The following is a 16,383-nucleotide window of genomic DNA, read 5'->3' on the forward strand; positions in this document are numbered from 1 at the left end:
GAGAGGAGCTGTGTGAGGTGGAAACTCTCATGCACAGTTCTGAAGACGAGTTCAGATGGTGACATCTGAGCTTAGTTTAACTGTAAGTGAAAATCTTACCCGTTATTGTCAACGTGACAGCATAGCCCTTACTGACTTGGCTTTGGTAAACCATACGGTAAAGCAGGGTTAAAAGGTGGTAACTCCTAGCCTAAAAGGGGAATCCCATCGAGCCAATTAACTATGACTACGCAAGGAATCCTTGTTTGAACCATCGTAAACCGCAACTAGCTAAATAAGGCTGATAAGCTAGACCAAAAGGTAATACTCTAACGTACCAGCAGATTGCTAACTCTGAACTGGAGGCAAATACACAGAGTCGATGGAGAGAGGAGGTCTAAGGTTAAGTAATACCGCAATCAAATGATTGACGGAAGGATATAGGGAACGGGATAACCTCTCATAATCTCTCAAAGAGGTCGAAAACTTTGAGTAGTAACCAGCGTAAGGTTATGGGAGGCGGGATTGTGTAAGAAGCCAACGCTTTTATGTAATGTAAGAGATATGCTGACGTACACACTTTGATAAACAATGTAAAGTCAATAAAGTAATAAAATTATGACAACGAGAAAATCGATTGATAAAGCAAATAACTGGAACACATGGTCTTCTATTCAATGGAAGATTGTGGAAAAACAGGTGTTTCGATTACAGAAGCGAATTTACAGAGCGAGTCAGAATGGCAATGTCAAGTTGGTTCACAGCTTACAAAGATTACTCATAAAATCCTATTACGGCAAACTTCTAGCAACCAGAAAGGTAACTCAGGATAATCAAGGCAAGAAAACGGCTGGTGTGGATGGAGTTAAATCTCTAACCCCGAAGCGACGCCTAGAGATTACAGGTCGACTAAAACTAAGAGGGAAATGTAAACCGACTCGCAGAGTCAACATACCTAAACCTAACGGAGAAACAAGACCACTGGGAATACCTTGTATGGAAGACAGAATAAAACAATGTCTGGTCAAATTAGCCATTGAACCCCAATGGGAAGCAAAATTTGAATCAAACAGCTATGGATTTCGACCAGCAAGGTCATGTCAAGACGCAATAGAAGCCATATTCAACGCCATAAGGTATCAACCGAAATATGTATTAGACGCTGACATTGCTAAGTGCTTCGACAGAATAGACCACTATAAATTACTTGCAAAACTCGAAACTTATCCACAATTGAGACGTGAAATCAAATCATGGCTAAAAAGTGGATACATGGATGGTAAGCAACTATTCCCTACCAAAGAAGGTACACCACAAGGAGGTGTAATTTCCCCATTATTAGCAAATATAGCCTTACATGGTATGGAAATAGAAATCAAAAAATTTGCCAGAACATGGAAAGGTAATAAACGAGATAATGAAAATTCCCTTAGCATAATCCGATATGCAGATGACTTTGTGATATTACACAAAGACATCAAGAGAATCATCCAATGTAAGGAAATCATAGAAAACTGGTTAATGGATTTAGGTCTCGAATTAAAACCAAGTAAGACCCGTATCTCACACACACTCAATGAGTATGAAGGAAATATAGGTTTTGACTTCCTAGGATTCAATATCCAACAATATGAAGTGGGGAAAACACATACTGGAAAATGTGTCGGTATGCCACTTGGTTTCAAAACTATTATAAAACCATCAAAGGAAAAAATCAAATCTCACATCAAAAGAATTGGGGATATAATCAGGAAACACAAATCATCACCACAAATAGCATTAATTAAAGAGCTCAATCCCATCATCAGAGGTTGGGCAAACTATTATAGCTCAGTGTGTAGCAAAGAGACTTACTCGAAATGTGACCACCTACTATATCAACAACTCAAAAGATGGGCTGAAAGAAGACATCCTAATAAATCCAAATCGTGGGTAGCCCGTAAATACTGGCACACCTATGGATTAAGAAATTGGGTGTTCTCAACCAAAGATGAAGATGGAATAAGTCTCCTAAGCCATAGCGAAACGGAAATCAAAAGACATACCAAGGTCAGGGGAGAGAAATCACCGTTTGACGGGGACTGGATTTACTGGACATCCCGTATAGGAAAACATCCTGAAGTTTCAACCAGAATGGCTACTTTGCTTAAGAGACAGAAAGGGAAATGTAATCACTGTGGACTCAATTTCAAAAGTGATGACTTGTTAGAAATCGACCATATCATACCAAAGTCAAAAGGCGGAAAGGATATGTATAATAATCTACAGGTACTTCATAGACATTGCCACGATGATAAGACTGCTAAAGATGGTAGTCTGAATCGTACCCATGACAAGGGGTTTATCGGAGAGGAGCGGAATGAGGTGAAAGTCTCACGTTCCGTTCTGAAGACGAGTCAGAATCGTGAGGTTCTGGCTTAGTTTAACCCGTGCGACAAATTGCCTTTGGAGGGGATGTGACGGGGGGAGTGCAACTAAGTCTTTTTGACTCTAGGTTGTACTCCCTAGTTGGCACCCATTGAGAAAGGAATCCCCACCCTCAACGAAGTAGGGTGAGGTAATTCAACTTTAGGGTAAACTGATTTTAGAAAAATAGGAGAACTATATTAAGTTTTGTAAAAAATGAGTCAACATCAAGAGTCACAAATTCCTGATAGTATCGCCAATGAAGTTTTAGAAAAGGCTTCTGAATTATATGCTCAAACAAATACTGAAGGATATTCTTTAACGGAGTTACAAGAAATAGGGGAAAAGGTAGAAATTCCCCCCGAAATTATGTCTGAAGCCTTGAATCAGGTAAGAGAAAAACATCGTCAACTGCAAATTATTAAGGAAAAAAAAGAACAACAATTAAAAATTATTAAACTTAGTGGTTTTTTTCTGGCTCTATTAATTACTATAGCAACGATTTTTAGTTATAACACTCTTAATAGTCAAAGAGAAGAAGTCAAGGCAAGATGGGCGCAAGTAGAAAATCAATTACAAAGAAAAGCTAATTTAATTCCCACTTTAATTAATTTAACTCAAGCTCAGGCTAATCAAGAAAAACAACTAATATTATTGTTAGAAAATGCTCGTCAAGAATATTTAAAAGCTGATAATTTTGAGAACAAATTAGTTTCTACTGAAAAAATTAATGAGGCTATTAATCAGTTTAATCAATATGCTTTAAATAATCAAAATTTAGCATCTTCTCAGGCTTTTATTAATTTGCAATATGAAATTGCTGGAACTGAAAACAGAATCGCAACGGAAATAATGCGTTATAATCAATCTGTACAAAAATATAATCAAAGTGTTCGATCATTTCCTTTCTCAATTATTGCTAATTTAACTAATTTTCAAGAGGAATCTTTTTTTAAATAACTCAAAAAATTGGCTATTAAATTCAAGTTACCGTTGAGTCATGGCTTTATAATAATTTATTATACTCAAAGAACCGATATTTTTAATTTGTTTAAGTACCCTTAAGAAAGGAGTCTATTTCATCATAAACTCTTTGATCAAATAACATCCATTTATGAAATAAAACGGGAATATTAACTTCTTTTCCTATGGATAAAAGGGAACTATTTGCTGGAATAATCATGGCATCAAAAGGAGTCCATAAAATCAAGGATTTAATTTGTCCTAATGTTTCTTTTATATCTTTATTTAAGTCTTGTAAAAACTCGCTATTAGGGCGCATTTGCATAATCCCTTCTAAGGGTAAAGTATAGGCTAAATTAGTGCCATTATTGGGGGCTGAGATGCTAATATATCGATCGATCCTTTCTAATCCGTTGAGGCGTTGGAGATAATAACGAGTAACTAATCCTCCCATACTAAAACCGAGTAAAATTATCTTTTCTTGGGGTAAAAATTGAGTATCAATATAAGTTTTTAATTGTTGTGCTAAATCCCTTAAATCTGCTGTACCAAGATTGGGAATTAAATCAATAGTATAGATTTTATATCCTTTTTTTTCAAAATAAGATGCCATGTCATTAAAAATATTTCCTGTATCGGTAATGCCATGAACCATTAAAATAATATTTGAGGATTGCTTCATAATGATAATATTAAAAATTTTTTTGATGACAAATATACTTGATTTTTCGATTTTTGATTATATCTCTAGTGAGGATGCTTTGGTGGCGGGAGTTGATGAGGTGGGGAGAGGTTGTTTATGTGGTAGTGTGGTTGCCTGTGCGGTGGTGTTGCCTTATAACAAGGCTTATTTATTGGAAAATATAGGGGTGACGGATAGTAAAAAATTGACGGCAAAACAACGAGAAAACAAGGTTTCAGCCATTAAAGAGATTGTGACGGATTGGTGTATTGTTGAGGTTGATAATAGCACGATCGATAGGATCAATATTCATCAGGCTTCTTTGTTGGCAATGACTCAAGCGATTCAGGGGTTATCGGTGTCTCCTGCGGTGTGTTTGGTGGATGGAAAGTTTTGTTTACCTGATTTGCCTTATGCTCAAGTTAGTTTGATTAAGGGGGATGCTCGATCGAGTATCATTGGCAGTGCTAGTATTTTAGCTAAAGTCCATCGGGATGAAAAAATGATGATTTATGATGAACAATATCCCGAATATGATTGGAAAAATAATAAAGGCTACGGTACAAAAAAACATTTATTAGCCTTAGAAAAATATGGCGTGACTCCGTTACATCGTCTCTCTTTTTCTCCTTGTCATGGCTGAGTTTCTGTTTGTCGATCGATAATGTCCTTACAACCCCCCGGTATGGTCGATCGAGTGAACTCCCCCCCCCAAGTGCAACAGTAATAACGATTCTCCTCACTGAGATTTTTCACTCCTGTTAAGTTCGCTTTCTCAATCACTACTCCAGTAAACTCGCCCGTTGTGTAGTTTGGTTCATCGGTTTTCGTGCGAGGACTAGCGGTTTTGTAATCTCCATAAAATAATCGGACTGCTTTTAAATCCGCCCCTTGCAAATTAGCTTCATAAAGTATCGTGCGAGATAAATTAGTTTTGACTAAATCACAGCTAGACAAATCCGCTCTCACCATATTAGCTTCACTTAAGTCTATCCACCGTAAATCTTCCTTCTGAAAGTTACATCCTGCTAACACTACTCCTAAATTAATTACCCTCATACCGTTTTGACGATCTTCTTCATAACCGCCACTACCATCTAAAATTGGTCGTCCTAAATGAGTATCTCTGCGTAAAGGGGTAATAAGACGAGATCGAGATAAAAAACGTAATATTTTTGCTTTTCCAGATGGATCAACACTACCTAAAATAGCCGCCGTCCTACCTTCAGCGATAACCCTTTCTTGAGGCCAGTCTTCGAGTAATCCATCGGGTCCTAAAACTAAATCAGAGATACCTTGAAAGTAAGCATCAATGGTTTGTTGTTGGGTAATGCGATTTTGTTGAATTGTTAAATCTTTGGAAATAACGTATTGTTGCCACGCTACATAAACCGCTAAAACGGCGATCATAATTTGTCCTAATGCACCCACCCATTCTGCCCAAGAGCCAAATTCATCATATTTGAATTGATTTAACCATAAACCAATACGATGATAAACCCCTATATATTTGAATAAAATTCCCACACTCAAAATTAAACCCACAAAAGCGACTAAGGTTTTTCTTTCTTCGGGGGTGAGAAAAAAACGAATCCAACCAATGGCATAGGGAATTACTTGAATTAAGGCAAAGGTAAAGGCTAACAACGAGCCTGTTAATCCTAACCAAGTATTGTTCGAGAATACTCCAACAATGGCAATGATAAGGGCAATGATAATGTAGAGAGAATAGGATGTTTTCGATCGTTTGATATAGGTAAGTTGCTTCGGCGGAATTTCCGCTACTGTTAATTCTCCTTGAGGTGTTTTAGAGGTTCGATCGTTATTTTCATTCATAGAAAATTAATATGGTCTGCTGAGTAAGTCAAAAGGCTTGAAAAATAGTTAACATATCAATATTATCGTAATCGATCGATCTGCGCACATCATCTTAATTCCTAATTCCTATTAATTAATATATTCACTAATAATCTTCTGACATTCAGAAACAGATTGACGTTGTTTCATAGCTTCTACTAAGGCTAAATAAGCATTTTTATTTTGCTCAATAATGGTAGTTGCTTGTAAAATTGCTAGTCTTTTTTTCATTTCTAAATTACTAACTGTCATGGTAATATTGCGGTTAATTTCTTGGAATTTTTGATAGTCTTCTTCTCCTCCTTGACTATTGTTATAAATGATTTTTTCTCCTGCTATTCCAGCCATTAACACTACTCCAAATCGATCGATCTGTAAATTAAATTCTCTCATATCTTGACTTTTTTTCTCCAGAAAAGAGGTATTAAATATCACTCCTCCTAATCCCGAATTATTATTTTTGATTGCCTCCCATGCTGATAGGGTATAACCTTCTATGGGAATTTGATATAAATAAGCGGTGAGAAAATGTCCTGCTTCATGGTAAATAATGCGTTGTTTTTGTTCAGAAGAAGCAAAAATATTTAATAATAGGTTTACTCCTTGATTTTTCCATGATAAAGTATCGATCGTCACTAATCCCAACAAGATAAATGTTACTCCTGCGGGGATATAGGGAGAAAGATGTAAAAGAGGAGATAATAGTGCGGATAATGTAATAGTAAAAATGCTAACAGCGAGAATATTTAAACCTGTTTCTTGTTCCATAAATTGCAAGGTTAAGATAATTAAATTTGTAAAAAAAATTGATTAATAACTATTAGACTTCTCCAAAAATAAAGATATTTACACCATAGAATGGGCATCTTGTCCGTATTTCTGAAGATGTCTATTATATATTATCGTTTAATTTGCTCTGGAAAATCAGGTACTAAGATAGATTTTGCCAATAAACCTTGTTTATTATAAAAGGTTATATTCCCTTCCTCATCACATAACCATACTTCGATCGATCCTGCACAGAAATATAACTGTTTTTTAAACTGCATTTCTCCTTCTGTATTGCCACTTGATTTAACTTCTATACAAATTTCTGGGGCAATGGAAGCAGACACTTCTTCTTCAATTTGTTGAAATCGTTGTTCAGAACACCATACCACATTCGCAACTTTAACTCCATCGGATGTATTAATGGCACATTCTGGCATAACCTCACCAATTTTCAATAAAGACTCTAATAAAAGTAAAATTCTCCCCTGATAAAAAGAATGTTTAATTTTAACTGGACTCATAACAATTTGTCCCCATTTATTTAACTCTATTTTAAAAGGTAAATCTTGTAACTGTTTATTCTCGCAAACTTCTTTCCATTTCATAATTTATCAAGTAATTAATTTGTTGGATATTTTTGTACTTTTTTAAAATTTATTTTGAAGAAAAATATAGCCATTATTTATAACCTTTAGCCCATAAATCAAGGTTTTTTCCTTTTGTAACTTTTACATTTTGAAAACCTTGTTGTGTTATTTTTTCTGTTAAAGTTTCTTGGGTAAATCCAGTTTTATGAGCCATATAATAATTACCCCTAGCCAATGCCGTACCTAAACCATACAAAATATCAATAGCACAAATAGGACCAGCAGGAGAAATATAAAGAGGATTTTCTAAATTTCCTGAAGCAACATAATCAGCTACTTGTTGTATATCTGGTAACGTGATCATAATAAAACCATTTGGTTTCAAAACTCTTTTAAACTCAGCAAGGGCGATCGAAACTTCAAAATTATAAATATGCTCTAAATTATGGGAAGAATAAACTGCGTCCACACTATTATCCGGCACACCACTTAAATCTGTAATTGTACCAATAATATCAGGTTGTACGTTTGGATCAATATCTAAACGAATTTCCACCCAATCATCTCCTCGAAAATCTTGAGGTAAAGCATTGGGATTATAACCACCACAGCCAACATGAAGAAGGGTTTTTTTGTCATTTTCTGTGGCGTGATTAAGTTTAGTTAATCCTTGATTATTAATTCTTTTTATTTGTTTATTAATTATATTATTTTGCCATAATAAAATCACTAATTCTTGCTCCATAAAATCATAAGATTTTGTTTCTGGATTAACAATTAATAATTCCTGAACATTATTCCCATTATTAAAATTTTGAAAGTCAGCAATGGCATTTTTTGTTTCTTGATTTTCAGTATAAGAAATCATAATAAAGGCTTCTTCTGCTAAAAATGTCCTGATATTCATTAAAGCCAATAATATTTCTCTGTAAGATTTATTTCCGTTGAGGTAAAATAAGCCAATTTTTTCTTCTGTATTTAAGTAGGTTAACTCTTGATAAAAACTCTGAATATCTCCTTCGTAAAGACAAACTCGATCGAGACAATTAAATGAGTCTAAACTATTATTAACATCATTTAATACAATATTTTTATCATCAATAATTCCATAAGCCATTAATGAAGAATTATTTTGTAAACTAGAAATTAAACTAGCACAGGATTTTTCTACTATCTCGCAATATACTTCAGTATCTTCCAAGCAACTAACGGCGGTATTTAATAATAATAAAACATAAGGGTTGACGGTACTATTAAGATTCTTTAAAATTAAAGAGAAATCATTTTTTTTAGATTCGATCGATTCAAGACTATCAAAATCAAAGACATTAGGAATTAATTGTAAAAATTTTTGAACATCCATAGTTTTTTATTAAATTTATAAGAATTTAAGTTCACATTTTATTATAAGTTTAGGGCAACCAATTTTCATCTAAAATTTTCTCTAAAGGTTCGATCGAACTTTCTGGAAAAGTCTCAAGGGGTAGTAAAGAATGTTGAGAAGCAATTTTTCGTCCATCTTGATAGCATATATCAAATCGAGTTTTTAAGTGATTTTTAAGACTAGGACTATCTTCTAATAATCTTTTTATTTGCAGTCGAAAATTTAATATTTCTCTTTGCCAATGTCCTCTATTTCTTTCTTTTTCTGAATCCCAATATTGAAGAATTAGTAAATGTTCAATTAATCTCATTAAAAGACTTTCTAATTTTCTTTTATCTCTACGACTCAAATCTAAAACTTCCTCGATTAAATTGTCTAAATCTAAATCATTAAAGTTTTTATTTTCTAACTTTTTTACCGTTTCTAATACCCAAAGATTATAGTCAAGATCATACAAATTTTTGGGTTGAGTTTTTAATTGAGTTACCATTTATTTATTCCCCTAATGAATATTTGATTTTAGGTAATAACTGCACAAAATTATCTCGTTATTTAAGTGTTTAAAAAACAATTCTTTGATAAATTTGGGAAAAAGAAATAGAAAAATCTACACTAGCTAATTGAAGACGATTATTTTCCCCTTCTATGGCATTAAATAACCATTGTTGCTCAGTTTGCTTGATAAACTGTTCCACATAATAACTAGATTGAGAAATTAGGATATATTCCTGTAAACTGGGTAAAGAACGATAGGCTCTGAATTTTTCTGTTTTATCGTAGTTTTGAGTAGAATTAGATAAAACTTCAATAACTATCTTTGGATTCGTGACTATATAGCTATTTTCTGATTGATAAACTGGTTTACCTTCAATAATCATTAAATCAGGATAAGTATAAAAACGATAATCAGGAATCCAGAGTTTCACATCATTAATATAGATATAATAATCTTGATCATTAATGGTTAAGGGAAAAGCCCGACAAAAATTGATCGCAATTTGATTGTGATTAGTTGTGCCTCCAGCCATGGGGATTATTTCTCCATCAAGATATTCATTTTTTGTGTCTGATTTTTCCTCTAATTCCAGATATTTTTCAGGGGTATAGTATTTGAGTTGAAGTTGAGCAACCATAAATTATCCGTTTTTATTGATAAAAAATTAGTGTAGGGCGGTGCCTCCCTACCATCTTAAAATAAATTAAAGATTATCTAGCCAATTGGTGACATCATTAATTGAATTAAAATCAAATAAACTTTCTCCTAATAATTCCAATTGTTCCACAGATAAATCCTGCATTTGAAATTTAAGATTGTCGGCAACTTCCCCAAAACGTTTTTTGATTAAACGATTGACAAGGGTGATTGCTTCTGTTTTTTCTCCCTGTTGTAAGCCTAATTGTTCGCCTTGCACTAAACCTTCTTGTAAAATAGTTTGATACCAAGGAGATTCTCTTAATACTGTCATATCCCACCTCATTATTTTTTGTACGATCGGTATTTCTAACACAAAAGATGCAAAGAATGATAACAAAGGTTCTAAATCTTGAAGTTGATCATTCTTTCTTAATTCTACTAAAGCATTGGTGACGATTGCCTCATTTCCGCCTCCTTTCAATATCGGCACGAAAGGCAATAAACTAGAAATATTTTGTTTAAAGACTAAATTTGCTTCTACCTCCCAAAGATTAATGACATGATAATTCTGATAGCTTCTAATGCCTTCAAATTCTGACTCGTAAAAATTGGGAATAACCTCTTGGGCGGAATTAGGTAAGATATTGATTAATACGGGATAAACAGGTAAGCTGTATTTTTCCTCTGCTAAAGCAGTATAAGCCCTTATTCTTAAAGGCATTGCTTTTTTATACTTTAACTGTAGTTCATTAAGTATGAGAAAAGTTCCTTTGTCGGGGCTAGTAACTTTTAGGAGTACATCGTTATCTCTACCTATCCACTGAAATTCAGAGGAGAGAATTTCTTGTACTTCTAAGGTTTGATTTTTAGTAATCCAACGCACCCAGTTATTCGGTGCAAGACTAATTAATCTTTTACTGCCTAAATCGGCTTTTTTTGCCATAATTAATTCTTCGTTAAATATTTTCGTTTTTAAAGATTCTCTAGCCAGTTATAGACATCATTAATTGAACTAAAATCAAATAAACTTTCGCTTAATAATTCTAATTGTTCCACTGATAAATCTTGCACTTGAAATGTAAGATTCTCGGCAACTTCCCCAAAACGCTTTTTGATTAAACGATTAACAAGGGTAATTGCTTCTGTTTTTTCTCCCTGTTGTAAACCTTGCTGTAAACCTTGTTGTAAGCCTAATTGTTCGCCTTGCACTAAACCTTCTTGTAAAATAGTTTGATACCAAGGAGATTCTCTTAATACTGTCATATCCCACCTCATTATTTTTTGTACGATCGGTATTTCTAACACAAAAGATGCAAAGAATGATAACAAAGGTTCTAAATCTTGAAGTTGATCATTCTTCCTTAATTCTACTAAAGCATTGGTGACGATTGCCTCATTTCCCCCACCTTTTAATATCGGTACAAAAGGCAATAAACTAGCGATTTTTTGCTCAAATACTAAATCAGCATCTACCTCCCATAAATTTATGACATCATAGTTTTGATAGCTTCTAATGCCTTTAAATTCTGATTCGTAAAAATGCGGAATACTCTCATTTTGAGAATGGGGGAGAATGTTTATTAATACGGGATAAACAGGTAAGCTATATTTTTCCTCTGCTAAAGCAGTATAAGCTCTAATTCTTAAAGGCATTGCTTTTTTATACTTTAACTGTAGTTCGTTAAGTATGAGAAAAGTTCCTTTTTCGGGATTAGCAACTTTTAAGAGTACATCGTTATCTCTACCTATCCACTGAAATTCAGAGGAGAGAATTTCTTGTACTTCTAAGGTTTGATTTTTGGTAATCCAGCGTACCCAGTTATTAGGTGCGAGACTAATCAATCTTTTACTACCTAAATCGGCTTTTTTTACCATTGTTTACAATTTACCCTTTCTCTGTTTATGGGGGAAAAATAATACTCTAATTTTACCAAAAAATTTAATAAGTAATACTCCAATAAAAATTTTCTGCTGATTATTTAAGGCAACCAGTTTTCATCTAAAATTTTTTACAAGGGTTCGATCGAACTTTTGGGATTGCACCCTTTGATTTAAAGATGATATAGTTATCTTAAAATATCAGTCAATTTTCTACATTATTCCATGAGTGAATTTATTCTTGATTTGCGCGGTACACCCTGCCCCATCAATTTTGTCCGCAGTAAGTTACAGTTAGAAAAGATGCCCTCTGGGGAGTGGTTAGAGATTTGGTTAGATGGTGGTGAACCCATCGAGCAAGTGCCTAATAGTCTTAGTTTAGAAGGTTATCGACTAGGTTCGATCGAAGATTTGGGAGGTTATTTTTCCTTATCGGTGGAGGCAAAATAAATGAGTAATAATCAGTTAATTCTAAATTCTCCATTACTTATGAATGATCAACTATTATGAAGGGTACGGTAATTGCTGTTCAGGCGAATTTCTATCAGGTACGCCTCGATTCCCAAGAGACGCTATTATGTACTCGCCCCACTCGTCTCAAAAAAATTGGTCAATCTGTATTAGTGGGCGATCGAGTTATCATTAAATCTAGCGAATTTGAACGGGGCGCGATCGATTCTGTCTTACCGAGAGAAACAGAGTTGAAAAGACCACCGATTGCCAACGCACAACAGATATTATTAGTATTTGCTTTAGAAGAGCCTACTTTGGATACAGTACAATTAAGTCGTTTTCTGGTAAAAGCCGAGTCCACAAATTTAAGGCTTGTATTGGGATTAAATAAAGTAGATCTTATCACCCGTCAAGACAAGGAAACATGGCATCAAAGGCTCTTAAAATGGGGCTATGACCCCTATTTTTTCAGTGTCAATACTGGAGAAGGTATCGAATCCTTACAACAAATTCTTGAGAACAAAATTACTATTTTAGCTGGTCCAAGTGGGGTAGGAAAATCTAGCCTCACATCGGTATTAATACCAGAGTTAGATATTCGCATCGGAGAAATTTCGGGAAAATTACAAAAAGGTCGTCATACCACCCGTCATGTAGAATTATTTGAACTTTTAGAAGGAGGCTTTATTGCCGATAGTCCGGGGTTTAATCAGCCGAATTTTGATTTTCTCCCCGAATCTTTAATTAACTATTTTCCTGAAGCAAGACAAAGATTAATCAATAATAGTTGTCGGTTTCATAATTGTATCCATAAAGACGAACCTGACTGCGTTGTAAAGGGAAATTGGGAACGTTATTTATACTATCTTAAATTTTTAGAGGAAACGATCGAGCATAATCAAAAAATAGCCCATAGTAAAGATCAAGAATCCACCATCAAAACCAAATTTAAAGCAGATGGTAAAAAATATAGTGAGCCTAAATTGGAAACTAAAAAATATCGGCGAGTATCTCGTAAGGTAGTAAATCAAAAATTAGAAAATTTATCGATTAATTCTTCTGATGATGATACGGAAGATTGAAGAATAACGGCACTTTTTTAGCATAAAAAATACCTGTATTGCTTATAGATTATAGTTTTCAGTTATATAAAATTTTGAGAATAAAAATGCCTTGGTTTAAAAGGTGTTCTATGTCACTTAAGAGGCCACCATGACACTTTGTCTCTTGTCGAACTATAAACCTCTTTCAATTCTTCTGCATTGAGAATCTGAATAATATCGTCAGAGGTATCATTATCTTTGTCTAAGGCAATTAAGCCTTCTTTCTGCATTCCTTTTAATACTTGTTCAACGGTACGTTGATTGAGTTGACAGGCTTTGGCTATCACTTCTACAGATAAATCAAAGGTATAAATTCCCTTCGTATTGGGTTGATTTTGTAATTCTCTTTCCTGATAAATTAACCCTCTTAATAAAGAAGCAACCGCTTGAGGTGGATAACTACTACAGTTTAATAAATGATAAGTAAACTTTTCTCGTAGTTCAAATAATTTAGCATACCTAACCCGAACAATCTCAAATCGATCGAATATTTTTGTGAAGGTATCTAAAGGAATTTTAGTTACATAGGTAGTTTTATAAGCCTCCACTAAACTAGGAAAACTTTTTGTAGCTAAACCATAACTAAAGGGTAAACTACGCATCCCAAAACACCCTCCACCGTAGGTTATAGAGATAATTCGATCGAGGGGGTTACTACGGGCAATAATAGGTCCTCCTTCTAAAACTACATAAAGGCTATCTAAAGATTCATCAGGTAAAAAAGCCGTAAAAACTGGACGATTAGAAAATAATTTTTCCTTAGTGAGACTCTCGGAAGTAAAGAAACTGCTTAACTCCTCCTGATTTAACCCTTTAAATAAATAAGAATTTTCGATCAGGGAAGTCATAATGCTAATTTCACTAAGATTTTTCTTCTTTGCCATTATCAGGATAAATTGATTAATTTTCTTTCTGAACAATATTTTCCCATAGTTATTGAGATATTGCAATTTTCTCTAGGAGTTGTAATCTAACAATTAACGATATTTCCTGATTTTTAGTTTTTAATTCTTAATTCTTAATTCCTCATTCCTCATTAATCATTACTATTGCCTGTAACTTTTTTTCGTTTTTCCACCATCATTAATAAAATATAAATAACTAATAAATATAGTAAAACCAGTAAAGGAATTAACATCACCAGAAACCCTCCATTAAAAAATATTTTATAATTAAAAATAGTTCGATCGTCAAAGACGACGCTGCACGATCGAGGCAAAGCTAAAAAAGATGATTATATGACTATAAAAACAAAAAAATAATCATAATTTTTCTCATCATTACCCTTAGATAAAAAAGGTTAAATAACCTCAAATTATCGAAAAACCTAAAATTTTACTGTAAAAAGGAAATATTCTTAAAAAGAATCATCTAATATCTATCCTTTATCTAATATTTTGGTCAACTACCTAATTTATGAAGGTAATTATCATCAATTTAACAACATTTTTTACGAGAAAATTCAACCACAAAATCAATATATTTTATCTCAAATATTAGACTAATGAGCAAAACTACGATACAATATGATTCAAAATTATAATGGTTAATCTGTTGATAAACTATGATAAATTAATCCGACCAAAATTCTTTTGGTGATGATCTAAATATACTTATTTACAGTGCCAGAGAAAATACATTTTCTTTACTGACAAGTCTTGAAAAAATGTAAAATCCTCTTTATTTTATTCCTAAGAATCCATCGCCGAAAGTTTATAATCTAAAAACTATCGACTATATTTCACTTAGTAGCTTTAAGTATATGAAATTTTCTGTTTTCAAATCCAAAAATTATCTTTTAGCAACTGATAACAGAATATGTGAGAAAACATAATTACTCTGATTTTTGTTCGTTCTATCAGAAATTGCTACCCACATTTCTAAGATAACATACATTGACAGTAAATTAGAAAAATTTTTATTTTTTTTCTGACTCATAAACCTTGAGAACTAAGCATTTGTACCGTACCATCAAGATAATTCGGCAAAAAAAACTTTGAAGAGGATCTCAGGAAGGGAATCCATAGCTTAAAATAATAATAAGATATATGAACTTTCGTAAACTATTTTTATAAAAAATCACTACTTATCAATGACAACTGCAACCTCTATATTTGACCCCGTAGAAAATGATTTATCTATACTCATAGATAATCTCACTAGTTTAGTACAGGCACAACATCCCATTTTAGGGGCGGCGGCGGAACATTTATTTAGTGCCGGAGGCAAAAGAATTAGACCGGCGATCGTGCTATTATTATCCCGTGCTACCATGAAGGGATTGGATATTACATCTCGTCATAGACGATTAGCAGAAATAACGGAAATGATCCATACCGCTAGTTTAGTGCATGATGATGTAGTGGACGATGCAGAATTAAGAAGACAAGTACCCACCGTTAACACGTTATTCGGCAATCGCATCGCTGTTTTAGCAGGAGACTTTCTTTTTGCTCAGTCGTCATGGTATTTAGCAAATTTGGATAATCTACAAGTAGTTAAACTATTGTCTGAGGTGATTAGGGATTTTGCGGAGGGTGAAATTCAACAGGGTTTAAGTTGTTTTGATACAGATGTTACTTTAGAAAAATATTTACAGAAAAGTTATTTTAAAACTGCTTCTTTAATTGCCAATAGTGGTAAAGCCTCCGTGATTTTGAGTGACGCAGGAGAAGATGTTGCTAATAAAATTTATAGTTATGGGCGTAACTTGGGGTTAGCTTTTCAGATTGTGGATGACATCCTCGATTTTACAACTTCCACCGAAGTGTTAGGAAAACCTGCGGGTTCGGATTTAGCCAGTGGTAATTTAACTGCACCTGTATTATTTGCTATGGAGGAGAAACCTTCCTTAAAAATTTTGATAGAGAGAGAATTTAGTGAGGAGGGAGATTTACAACAGGCTTTAGATTTGGTTCATAATAGTAATGGTATCGAAAAAGCAAGGGCTTTGGCTTATCAACATAGTCAATTAGCTTTAGAAGATTTGCAATGTTTACCGAAATCTCCTTCTCAGGAATCTTTAATGGATTTAACCGATTATGTGTTGAGTCGCATTAAGTGAAGTCAGCAATTTAGAATTTAGAATCGACAAAAAGCATTTTCAAAATGTGAAGAAAATTTTGATTTTGTGTTTTATCACTCATTAAAAAACCCCTACCTGAATTAACAAGTAGAGGTTCAAG

Annotated in this window: 16 protein-coding genes; 6 read left to right on the top strand and 10 right to left on the bottom strand. The window is 33.7% G+C overall.

The features are described from left to right. The first annotated feature begins 597 nt into the window (after positions 1-597). Together ltrA and ACN4EE_RS05030 are read left to right on the top strand one after the other, a co-directional pair. Positions 598-2,400 (top strand): group II intron reverse transcriptase/maturase, encoded by a 1,803-nt coding sequence (gene ltrA / locus ACN4EE_RS05025; RefSeq protein ID WP_431705316.1) that lies wholly within the window; start codon positions 598-600, stop codon positions 2,398-2,400. Between the two features lie 201 nt (positions 2,401-2,601). Beyond that, positions 2,602-3,345, top strand: a complete 744-nt coding sequence (locus ACN4EE_RS05030) for a LemA family protein (RefSeq protein ID WP_431705317.1) — start codon at positions 2,602-2,604, stop codon at positions 3,343-3,345. A gap of 91 nt (positions 3,346-3,436) precedes the next feature. Here ACN4EE_RS05030 and ACN4EE_RS05035 read toward each other — a convergent pair whose 3' ends face one another. Beyond that, positions 3,437-4,030: an esterase/lipase family protein gene (locus tag ACN4EE_RS05035; protein ID WP_431705318.1), complete on the bottom strand. Its 594-nt coding sequence runs from the start codon at positions 4,028-4,030 to the stop codon at positions 3,437-3,439. A gap of 25 nt (positions 4,031-4,055) precedes the next feature. On the opposite strand from ACN4EE_RS05035, the gene ACN4EE_RS05040 reads away from it, so the two are divergent. Continuing rightward, the gene (locus tag ACN4EE_RS05040; protein ID WP_431705319.1) at positions 4,056-4,673 is read left to right on the top strand and encodes a ribonuclease HII; all 618 of its coding nucleotides are present in this window, start codon (positions 4,056-4,058) and stop codon (positions 4,671-4,673) included. On the opposite strand, the gene ACN4EE_RS05045 is transcribed toward ACN4EE_RS05040, so the two are convergent. The 8 genes from ACN4EE_RS05045 to ACN4EE_RS05080 form a co-directional block, all read right to left on the bottom strand. Then, on the bottom strand, positions 4,664-5,866 hold the full coding sequence (locus ACN4EE_RS05045; RefSeq protein WP_431705320.1) for a pentapeptide repeat-containing protein: 1,203 nt from the start codon (positions 5,864-5,866) through the stop codon (positions 4,664-4,666). The two genes, ACN4EE_RS05040 and ACN4EE_RS05045, sit on opposite strands and share 10 nt — an antisense overlap. Before the next feature lie 111 nt (positions 5,867-5,977). Beyond that, a complete protein-coding gene (locus ACN4EE_RS05050) occupies positions 5,978-6,655 on the bottom strand; it encodes an FtsH/Yme1/Tma family ATP-dependent metallopeptidase (RefSeq protein ID WP_431705321.1) in 678 nt (225 codons plus the stop codon). 131 nt (positions 6,656-6,786) lie between these two features. Then, on the bottom strand, positions 6,787-7,263 hold the full coding sequence (locus tag ACN4EE_RS05055; RefSeq protein ID WP_431705322.1) for a Uma2 family endonuclease: 477 nt from the start codon (positions 7,261-7,263) through the stop codon (positions 6,787-6,789). A gap of 73 nt (positions 7,264-7,336) precedes the next feature. Continuing rightward, complete coding sequence (locus ACN4EE_RS05060; RefSeq protein ID WP_431705323.1) at positions 7,337-8,608, bottom strand: class I SAM-dependent methyltransferase; 1,272 nt, start codon at positions 8,606-8,608, stop codon at positions 7,337-7,339. A gap of 49 nt (positions 8,609-8,657) precedes the next feature. Beyond that, positions 8,658-9,119 carry a DUF29 domain-containing protein gene (locus tag ACN4EE_RS05065; RefSeq protein WP_431705324.1) on the bottom strand — a complete coding sequence of 154 codons (462 nt, stop codon included), beginning with the start codon at positions 9,117-9,119 and terminating at the stop codon, positions 8,658-8,660. Positions 9,120-9,189: 70 nt separating this feature from the next. Next, positions 9,190-9,762 (bottom strand): Uma2 family endonuclease, encoded by a 573-nt coding sequence (locus ACN4EE_RS05070; RefSeq protein WP_431705325.1) that lies wholly within the window; start codon positions 9,760-9,762, stop codon positions 9,190-9,192. Positions 9,763-9,828: 66 nt separating this feature from the next. Further along, positions 9,829-10,707, bottom strand: a complete 879-nt coding sequence (locus tag ACN4EE_RS05075; RefSeq protein ID WP_431705326.1) for an Rpn family recombination-promoting nuclease/putative transposase — start codon at positions 10,705-10,707, stop codon at positions 9,829-9,831. 29 nt (positions 10,708-10,736) lie between these two features. Continuing rightward, a complete protein-coding gene (locus tag ACN4EE_RS05080; protein WP_431705327.1) occupies positions 10,737-11,639 on the bottom strand; it encodes an Rpn family recombination-promoting nuclease/putative transposase in 903 nt (300 codons plus the stop codon). A 228-nt stretch (positions 11,640-11,867) separates the two neighbouring features. Here ACN4EE_RS05080 and ACN4EE_RS05085 point away from each other — a divergent pair, with 228 nt between their 5' ends. Together ACN4EE_RS05085 and rsgA are read left to right on the top strand one after the other, a co-directional pair. Further along, positions 11,868-12,092, top strand: a complete 225-nt coding sequence (locus tag ACN4EE_RS05085; protein ID WP_431705328.1) for a sulfurtransferase TusA family protein — start codon at positions 11,868-11,870, stop codon at positions 12,090-12,092. Between the two features lie 56 nt (positions 12,093-12,148). Beyond that, positions 12,149-13,177 carry a small ribosomal subunit biogenesis GTPase RsgA gene (gene rsgA / locus ACN4EE_RS05090; protein ID WP_431705329.1) on the top strand — a complete coding sequence of 343 codons (1,029 nt, stop codon included), beginning with the start codon at positions 12,149-12,151 and terminating at the stop codon, positions 13,175-13,177. Positions 13,178-13,290: 113 nt separating this feature from the next. On the opposite strand, the gene ACN4EE_RS05095 is transcribed toward rsgA, so the two are convergent. Further along, a complete protein-coding gene (locus ACN4EE_RS05095) occupies positions 13,291-14,082 on the bottom strand; it encodes a Crp/Fnr family transcriptional regulator (RefSeq protein WP_431705330.1) in 792 nt (263 codons plus the stop codon). A 1,208-nt stretch (positions 14,083-15,290) separates the two neighbouring features. On the opposite strand from ACN4EE_RS05095, the gene sds reads away from it, so the two are divergent. Further along, entirely contained in the window at positions 15,291-16,262 is a 972-nt protein-coding gene (gene sds / locus ACN4EE_RS05100; RefSeq protein WP_431705331.1) for a solanesyl diphosphate synthase, read from the top strand. Positions 16,263-16,383: the final 121 nt, after the last annotated feature.

This window comes from Geminocystis sp. CENA526 (assembly GCF_050753365.1).
GTDB lineage: Bacteria > Cyanobacteriota > Cyanobacteriia > Cyanobacteriales > Cyanobacteriaceae > Geminocystis.

Bases quoted from the DNA above. Each gene is read 5' to 3' on its own strand.
- ltrA (WP_431705316.1), top strand. From the start codon at position 598: ATGACAACGAGAAAATCGATTGATAAAGCAAATAACTGGAACACATGG.
- ACN4EE_RS05030 (WP_431705317.1), top strand. From the start codon at position 2,602: ATGAGTCAACATCAAGAGTCACAAATTCCTGATAGTATCGCCAATGAA.
- ACN4EE_RS05035 (WP_431705318.1), bottom strand. From the start codon at position 4,030: ATGAAGCAATCCTCAAATATTATTTTAATGGTTCATGGCATTACCGAT.
- ACN4EE_RS05040 (WP_431705319.1), top strand. From the start codon at position 4,056: ATGACAAATATACTTGATTTTTCGATTTTTGATTATATCTCTAGTGAG.
- ACN4EE_RS05045 (WP_431705320.1), bottom strand. From the start codon at position 5,866: ATGAATGAAAATAACGATCGAACCTCTAAAACACCTCAAGGAGAATTA.
- ACN4EE_RS05050 (WP_431705321.1), bottom strand. From the start codon at position 6,655: ATGGAACAAGAAACAGGTTTAAATATTCTCGCTGTTAGCATTTTTACT.
- ACN4EE_RS05055 (WP_431705322.1), bottom strand. From the start codon at position 7,263: ATGAAATGGAAAGAAGTTTGCGAGAATAAACAGTTACAAGATTTACCT.
- ACN4EE_RS05060 (WP_431705323.1), bottom strand. From the start codon at position 8,608: ATGGATGTTCAAAAATTTTTACAATTAATTCCTAATGTCTTTGATTTT.
- ACN4EE_RS05065 (WP_431705324.1), bottom strand. From the start codon at position 9,119: ATGGTAACTCAATTAAAAACTCAACCCAAAAATTTGTATGATCTTGAC.
- ACN4EE_RS05070 (WP_431705325.1), bottom strand. From the start codon at position 9,762: ATGGTTGCTCAACTTCAACTCAAATACTATACCCCTGAAAAATATCTG.
- ACN4EE_RS05075 (WP_431705326.1), bottom strand. From the start codon at position 10,707: ATGGCAAAAAAAGCCGATTTAGGCAGTAAAAGATTAATTAGTCTTGCA.
- ACN4EE_RS05080 (WP_431705327.1), bottom strand. From the start codon at position 11,639: ATGGTAAAAAAAGCCGATTTAGGTAGTAAAAGATTGATTAGTCTCGCA.
- ACN4EE_RS05085 (WP_431705328.1), top strand. From the start codon at position 11,868: ATGAGTGAATTTATTCTTGATTTGCGCGGTACACCCTGCCCCATCAAT.
- rsgA (WP_431705329.1), top strand. From the start codon at position 12,149: ATGAAGGGTACGGTAATTGCTGTTCAGGCGAATTTCTATCAGGTACGC.
- ACN4EE_RS05095 (WP_431705330.1), bottom strand. From the start codon at position 14,082: ATGGCAAAGAAGAAAAATCTTAGTGAAATTAGCATTATGACTTCCCTG.
- sds (WP_431705331.1), top strand. From the start codon at position 15,291: ATGACAACTGCAACCTCTATATTTGACCCCGTAGAAAATGATTTATCT.